At 58.3% G+C, this 6,724-nt stretch carries 9 protein-coding genes; 8 read left to right on the top strand and 1 reads right to left on the bottom strand.

Annotated features, from left to right (window positions below; all coding sequences use genetic code 11):
- Positions 1 to 40: 40 nt before the first annotated feature.
- The 5 genes from ACH2EH_RS01550 to ACH2EH_RS01570 all read left to right on the top strand — a co-directional run bounded on the left by ACH2EH_RS01550 (position 41) and on the right by ACH2EH_RS01570 (position 3,757).
- The gene (locus ACH2EH_RS01550) at positions 41 to 718 is read left to right on the top strand and encodes a PEP-CTERM sorting domain-containing protein (protein ID WP_395138163.1); all 678 of its coding nucleotides are present in this window, start codon (positions 41 to 43) and stop codon (positions 716 to 718) included.
- Positions 719 to 773: 55 nt separating this feature from the next.
- On the top strand, positions 774 to 1,604 hold the full coding sequence (locus ACH2EH_RS01555; protein WP_395138166.1) for a DNA glycosylase: 831 nt from the start codon (positions 774 to 776) through the stop codon (positions 1,602 to 1,604).
- Positions 1,605 to 1,677: 73 nt separating this feature from the next.
- Positions 1,678 to 3,093, top strand: coding sequence for a cysteine--tRNA ligase (cysS, locus tag ACH2EH_RS01560; RefSeq protein ID WP_395138168.1), 1,416 nt, complete (start codon positions 1,678 to 1,680; stop codon positions 3,091 to 3,093).
- A complete protein-coding gene (locus tag ACH2EH_RS01565; RefSeq protein WP_395138171.1) occupies positions 3,090 to 3,608 on the top strand; it encodes a hypothetical protein in 519 nt (172 codons plus the stop codon). The genes cysS and ACH2EH_RS01565 overlap by 4 nt, the downstream gene beginning before the upstream one ends.
- Entirely contained in the window at positions 3,596 to 3,757 is a 162-nt protein-coding gene (locus tag ACH2EH_RS01570) for a hypothetical protein (protein WP_395138173.1), read from the top strand. Before ACH2EH_RS01565 ends, ACH2EH_RS01570 begins: the two co-directional genes overlap by 13 nt.
- Positions 3,758 to 3,798: 41 nt before the next feature.
- Here ACH2EH_RS01570 and ACH2EH_RS01575 read toward each other — a convergent pair whose 3' ends face one another.
- Complete coding sequence (locus tag ACH2EH_RS01575) at positions 3,799 to 5,049, bottom strand: GDSL-type esterase/lipase family protein (RefSeq protein ID WP_395138175.1); 1,251 nt, start codon at positions 5,047 to 5,049, stop codon at positions 3,799 to 3,801.
- Between the two features lie 60 nt (positions 5,050 to 5,109).
- On the opposite strand from ACH2EH_RS01575, the gene ACH2EH_RS01580 reads away from it, so the two are divergent.
- The 3 genes from ACH2EH_RS01580 to ACH2EH_RS01590 all read left to right on the top strand — a co-directional run.
- Complete coding sequence (locus ACH2EH_RS01580; RefSeq protein ID WP_395138177.1) at positions 5,110 to 5,754, top strand: hypothetical protein; 645 nt, start codon at positions 5,110 to 5,112, stop codon at positions 5,752 to 5,754.
- Entirely contained in the window at positions 5,751 to 6,014 is a 264-nt protein-coding gene (locus ACH2EH_RS01585) for a hypothetical protein (RefSeq protein WP_395138179.1), read from the top strand. Before ACH2EH_RS01580 ends, ACH2EH_RS01585 begins: the two co-directional genes overlap by 4 nt.
- A 69-nt stretch (positions 6,015 to 6,083) precedes the next feature.
- A partial coding sequence (locus ACH2EH_RS01590) for an aconitase family protein (RefSeq protein ID WP_395138182.1) occupies positions 6,084 to 6,724 on the top strand: 641 nt, incomplete at its 3' end.

The following is a 6,724-nucleotide window of genomic DNA, read 5'->3' on the forward strand; positions in this document are numbered from 1 at the left end:
GATCGCTCTCAGTTTTGTTTGTAAGAAGAGGTAAAAATAGATGCAAATTTCTCGTAATTTTCTAAGTGCTGTAGTAGCAAGTGCAGTAGTGCTGGGATTATCCAGCGCAAGTAGAGCACAGGTTCCGTTTCCTACATTTAGCACAACAGGTGCTCTTCTGGGTAATCAAGCTCACGGCGGTCCTTTGGGGACTTTCTTTAGTATTACCGGACCTGCCGGTTTAACAATACGCGACATAGGAGTTTTCGACTCTCTGGCAGATGGTTTCCAATTAGGAACAACACTACAAGTCGCAATCTTCACCCAAGCAGGCGTTCAAGTCACCAACACTCTCCAGACATTTGACTCAACTAGTCAGGGAACGCTTGATGCAGGTTCCTATCGTTTTAAGGCCTTACCCAACGGTGATGTTCATCTTGCTCCTGGTAGCTACGCAGTTGTCGCACATGGATTTAACGCGAGTGATATGAACTACAACTCTGGTGGTTTCCCATCATCAATCAATGTTGGTGAGTTTGCTTTCCAGGGTAATAATATAGTGTGGGGTTCGGCGTTTTATGACAATGGCCCGCTTCAGTTGCCAACTATTCCAGGTGGTGCAACAGATCGCTTCGGAGCGGGAGTTTTCACGGTCATGATTCCCGAACCCGGAACTTTCGCGTTGCTTGGCCTTGGGCTGGCATCAATCGCTCTTGCGATTCGCCGCCGCCGAAAGTAAGTTTTTACCCCTTCTTACTTAAGCCGGGTGGAGTCCACCCGGCTTTTTTGCGTCTATGATTCGCCTTGATCCCCATGAGCTTGACCTTGAAGCCACGCTTTTTTCAGGTCAGCTCTTTCGCTGGCAACGAATTGATGCGGGCTGGTTAACCGGAACCGTTGGTACCCAGTCTCTTCAGCTACGTCAACAGGAGAATACACTAGAATTTTCGGGAGCAACGGAGGCGTTTGTGCGCTCATTCCTACGGCTCGATGACTTCGCTCTGGCACAACAAGCCCAGCACTGGTGCGCGAGCGATCCACTCTTTGCGACTGCGTGGAATCGCCAGCCCGGCCTACGACTCCTGCGCCAGGAACCCCACGAATGTTTTTTCTCCTTTCTCTGCGCCTCCGTGGCACCTATCGCTCGGATTAGTAAGATGCTCCAGGCCGTCTGTGAAGAGGCCACGGGCGATTCGTTTGGTTCCTTCCCCACGCTGGATCAACTTCTCAAACTCCGCGAGAGCAGGCTGCGGGAACGTGGGCTTGGCTTTCGGGCGGGGCGCGTGGTGGCATCCGCACGAAAACTAGCTGAAAAGCCTGAGGGCTGGCTGGAGTCACTGCGCGGAAAACCCCTGAGTGAGATTGAGGCGGAGCTGACACAGTTCCCTGGAATTGGTCGCAAGATCGCGGACTGTATCGCGCTTTTCTCGCTCGATGCTGATGCCGCCGTTCCGGTGGACACACATATCTGGCGCATTGCCAAAACACACTATGCCCCCGAGCTTGAGCGCGCTTCGCTCACTCCTGCCCACTATGAGCGCGCCGTGTCAGCGTTCCAGAATAAGTTCGGTCCCTATGCCGGTTGGGCGCAGCAGACACTCTTCTACCAGCAGGCGGTAAAATAGATCACCCCCGTTAGAGGGGGGTGACTGGAGAGCCTTCGGCTACAAAGGCCGCTTCGGGCCATATAGAATTTTCATGGATATTTTTCTTTACAATACGCTCAGCCGCACTAAAGAGCGCCTCGCGCCACTTGTCCCGGGACAGATCGGGCTCTACACCTGCGGGCCGACGGTCTACAACTACGCCCATATCGGTAACCTTCGCACGTTTCTCTTTGAGGACCTGCTGGTTCGGACGCTGCGGCTCTGCGGGCTGAAAACCACCTGGGTAATGAACATCACCGATGTGGGGCACTTGACCAGCGATGAAGATGAGGGCGATGACAAGATGCAGATCGCGGCGCAACGGGAGGGGAAAGACCCGTGGGCGATTGCGGAGTTCTACACTGAGGCGTTTCTGAAGGACATTGACCGCCTGAATCTCACCCGGCCCGATCACCTGCCCCGCGCTACGGCGCACGTGCAGGAGATGATCGAGATCAACAAGACATTAGAGGCGAAGGGCTACACCTACACCACGCCCGAAGCACTTTATTTCGACACCAGTCAGTTCCCGGACTATGGCAAGCTTGCTCGCCTGAGGCTTGATGAGCTGAAAGTGGCAGCGCGTGACGAGGTGAACGTGGACAGCGGCAAGCGCGGCCCGGCGGACTTTGTGCTCTGGTTTTCGAACAAGCCCAATCACATCATGAAGTGGGAGTCGCCGTGGGGTGTGGGCTACCCTGGCTGGCATATCGAGTGCTCGGCGATGAGCATGAAGTATCTTGGGGAGACCTTAGATATCCACTGCGGTGGCAATGACCATATCTCGGTGCACCACACCAACGAGATCGCGCAGTCTGAGTGCTGCACGGGGCACACGTTTGCCAATGTCTGGATGCATGCCGCGTTTCTCACGCTAGGTCGCGATACAAAGATGAGCAAGAGTCTCGGCGGGTTTATCACGCTGGAGACTCTGATTGCCTCAAAGTACGACCCCCTTGCGTATCGCTATCTCTGCCTGCAAGCACACTACCGCAGTGAGCTGGAGCTGAAGTGGGCCTGGAACCCGGAAAATCAAGAGATCGGCAGTGCCTCGAACTTGGATGCCGCCGCCGGAACCCTCAAGCGCCTCTACGAGCGGGTGGCCCGCGCCGAAGACGAGCCACTCACCGAGGAAGCTGCGTTCGAGGCTGCAAAAGCTGATGTGCTCACCGCTCTCACCGATGACCTGAATGTCCCCCGTGCCGTTGGCCTGCTCCACTCCTACGACTCACCGCGACTCTGGAAACACTTCGATGCGGTGCTTGGCCTAAAGCTGGAGGAGCGTGCGGTCAAGGTCGAAGAAGTGATAGTCGAGGTTCCCGATGCTATTCAATCCCTGGTGGACGAGCGTCAGGCCGCTCGGAAAGCCAAGGACTTCGCCCGCTCCGATGTGATCCGCGCCCAGCTTGCGGAGCTAGGCTGGGAGCTCGCCGACACCCCACAAGGGCCAAAGGTAACAAAAAAATGAACCTCCTCACCACAGAGCAGCGCGCTGCGTTTAACCAAGACGGCTTTCTGCTCGTCCCTGGCCTGATTCCGGGTGATGTCGCCGCCAAAGCCGAGGCCGCGATCTGGGAGAAACTGGAAGCGAACCCTACCGGCCCGAGTACCTGGGAAGGCAAGCCCGTCGGCTCCGGCCATAGCTCACCCGAGGTACTGGCGATCTTCAGCGCGAAAATGGCGCAGCTTGTGGAGGAGCTGAGCGAGGAAGCTGCGCCCGACTGGCAGCCGCCGCGCTCCGCGTTTGCGCTCAATATCTTCCCGCAGCCCGGCGAGTGGAGCCACTACGGGCCGCACATTGACCATGCGCTGGAACGCGATAACTTTATTGTCTTCCCCCGCCCCATGCGCCTTGCCTCGTTGCTGTATCTCACCGACTGCAAGCGCGACGGTGCTCCGACCGTGTCTGGCCCGGCTCGCACAAGAAGATCGAGGCGTTTGCCGCAAGCGATCCCGAGCGTTTCCGGCTCATGGCACCTCTGAACCTGGCACTGGGCGAGCTGGATCTGGGCGAGGGCATCCAAGTCGAGGGCAAGCGTGGCGACGTGCTTTTCTACCACTACCTCTGCGCCCACTCGGGAAGCCGCAACGCCCGCGACTATCCACGCTTCGCCATCGCCCACAAATGGTAGGGCCTGTGGATAACCTGTGGATAACTCGCCAATCCCCGGGGTTACGGCTTAAGCAGGCTTTGAATACGCGGGGAGAGCTTTTGGCAGTAAAGCGCGTACCCCTGCGCGGTGAGATGGATGCCGTCGCGAAATAAAGCCGGGTTCAGGTTGCCATCCGGCTCTAAAAAGACATTTCCAAAGTCTAGAAAATCAGAGAGCTGCCGGGCGAGCAAGGCATTAACGCGGCGGATCTGAGCACGGAGCGGACGCGTCGGGCTATCCTGGACGGGGAAAATCCCCACCACCAGAACGCGCGTGCCTGGACAAGCTCGCTTTATCGCTCGGACACAGGCCTTGACTCCCTGGGCGACGCGCTCCGAAGGGTAGGTATCGCGACTGAGATTGTTGATTCCCACGCCCAGCACCACCAGCTTCGGATGGAGCCCCGCCAATGCCCCGTCCTGAATCCGCCAGAGGATCTGTGAGGTACGATCGCCCCCCATCCCTAAATTGAGCGCCCCTAGTGGCTTGAAGTGACGCTCCCACGCGTCGTTGCCCGCTTGTTGCCAGTCCCAGGTAAGCGAGTCGCCCAGGAATACCACGGGGGAATCCGTTCCTTGAGCCTGCGGCTTAAGCCTTTCGTGATTGGGATGCCATGCCTCGCCAGGAGTGCCGGAATAAGGTCGCTCGGGGTCCTGGTGCTCCGGGGGAGCGACCGTAATCGGGTCGGCAGGAACCGTCTCTACGTGCTCGCCAGCGAGCTGCACATCGTCGAGCCAGACGGTCCCCGCTCCTTCGGCCCGGAGTGCCACACTGAAACCCGAGGAGTCATCGGACAGGGTCACTTTTTGGGTGAACAAGCACCAGTCGCTTGTTTTTTTAAGGCGCAGTGCAGGGAGCAGAGCCAGAGGCCGTACGCGTGGATCGTAGGGCAGGATCCCCACTTGCACTTGGAGCGCCCCTTCGGTCTTGACCCAGCCACGCAGCGTGATCTCCCGCCCCGCGCCGCCCCGCACTACCTGCTCCAGAGTGCGCTCGCCGGAGATGCCCTCTAAACAGAACTTGAGTGCCGCCTGCCCACTGTGTTTGACCTTCATGTCCCGGCTCAGAGCGCGGCGCTTGTAGCCCACCCAGGGATCGCCCCAGGCAGTGGGGGCATCGGTGCCCTGCTCCATATCGCCGTTGCGTAGCTGGAGCAGAGGCAGGGGCGCCACAGGGCGAGGGGCACAACCCAAAAACAAGATTCCTAATACGAACCAAAGTCGCGCGGGTGCCATTGCCAGATAGGCTACCATAAAATACGGGTATGCCAAAGCCGGAGTATGCCAAAGCCGTGATGCGCTATCTGGAGTCGCTCAAGATATAATCGTGGGGTGCAACAAACAGAGCAAGGTATGCGGGTACGTGTCGGGGGTGCCCCCTGTCTCCTCACCCTGGAAATAGGGCGATTGCAGGAGCGGATGGTAGCCCTGGGCCACTCCGGCCAAGTGCGCGTGGAGTGGACGGCGGGAATCAACCCGGGCGAGTACTTTCAGGACGAGACCGGCAAGGATGTGGTGTGCCTCAATCCGTACTTTATTGTCCTGATGCGCCTGGGGCTCTTTCCTCTGCCCTGGCCCGCAGCCCTCTGCCCTGCACCGCTCTACCACAAGCGCCTTCTCCAGACCCTCGCGCACGAGCTGCGCCACGCCCAGCAGACCGCCGGGCTGACGGATGTCAGCGAGAAGGCCCCTTGGCTCTCGTACGAAATCCTGCGCAATCTTGGACGTGGCTATATTGCCGTCGCGCTGGTGGGAGCGCTCATGATCCAGTGGCTCCTGGCACGTGAGCTGCTGGTCTCTGCGGTGATTGTCGGCAGTGTGCTCATTGTCCTGGCGCTGGTCTATATCGTCCTGGCCTACTTGAACTACCACCTCGACCCGATGGAAGTGGATGCCCGCGCCTACGAGCGGAGCAACTGGCAGGAGTGGGAAGAGTGCCTTCAGCTAAAATCCCCCCCAACCCATAATAAAATATGAACACAAAGACAAACCCAGCAGCAAACGCGATGCAGGAAAAGCTCAAGAACAATAAGCTCCTCCGTGATGCGCGGCGCGAGATGGGGAAGTTTAGCCTGGACAGCACCAAAGTCACTCTTTCTGTCCGCCGTGGCACGCTCTCTGTCTTTGGGAAGTTTACCGCACTCATGGGGCACGAGACAATCTTTGATAATGAGCGGAAGGCACTTCTCAAGGCCCTGCACAGCCTGCCCGGTATCCACGAAGTCGTGCTTCAGTAGCCATTGCCTATGGATCCCATCGAAACAATTCGTTGGACACGGGGTAGAAGCGCGGCCTATAATGAGGGCATGAAGCCACGAACGCTCTTTGAGAAGATCTGGGACGCGCATATTGTCCGCGACGAAGCCGGGAAGCCTGCCTTACTCTACATTGACCTGCACCTAGTGCACGAAGTCACCAGTCCGCAAGCCTTTGAGGGGCTGCGCCTCGCGGGGCGAAAAGTGCGCCGCCCGGAGCGCACCGTGGCGACAATGGATCACAATGTCCCGACGACGAGCCGCCTGCTGCCCATCACCGACGCGATCTCGCTGAAACAAATCCAGGCGCTGGCCAAGAACTGCGAGGAGTTTGGGATCACGCTCTACGATCTGCACTCGGATAAGCAAGGTGTGGTGCACGTGATGGGGCCGGAGCTGGGCTACACGCAGCCGGGCCAAACCATTGTCTGCGGCGACTCGCACACCAGCACTCACGGGGCGTTTGGCGCGCTGGCCTTTGGAATTGGAACCAGTGAAGTCGAGCACGTGCTAGCCACGCAGTGCCTTCCCCAGAGCCGCCCCAAGACCATGGAGATTCGTATCAACGGCACGCTCCACCCTGATGCCACCCCGAAAGATATTATTCTGGCGATTATTGGCAAGATCGGCACCGACGGCGCAACAGGCTACGTGGTCGAGTACACCGGCGAGGCGATTCGCAAGCTCTCGGT

The organism is Armatimonas sp. (assembly GCF_043760365.1).
Taxonomy (GTDB): Bacteria; Armatimonadota; Armatimonadia; order Armatimonadales; family Armatimonadaceae; genus Armatimonas.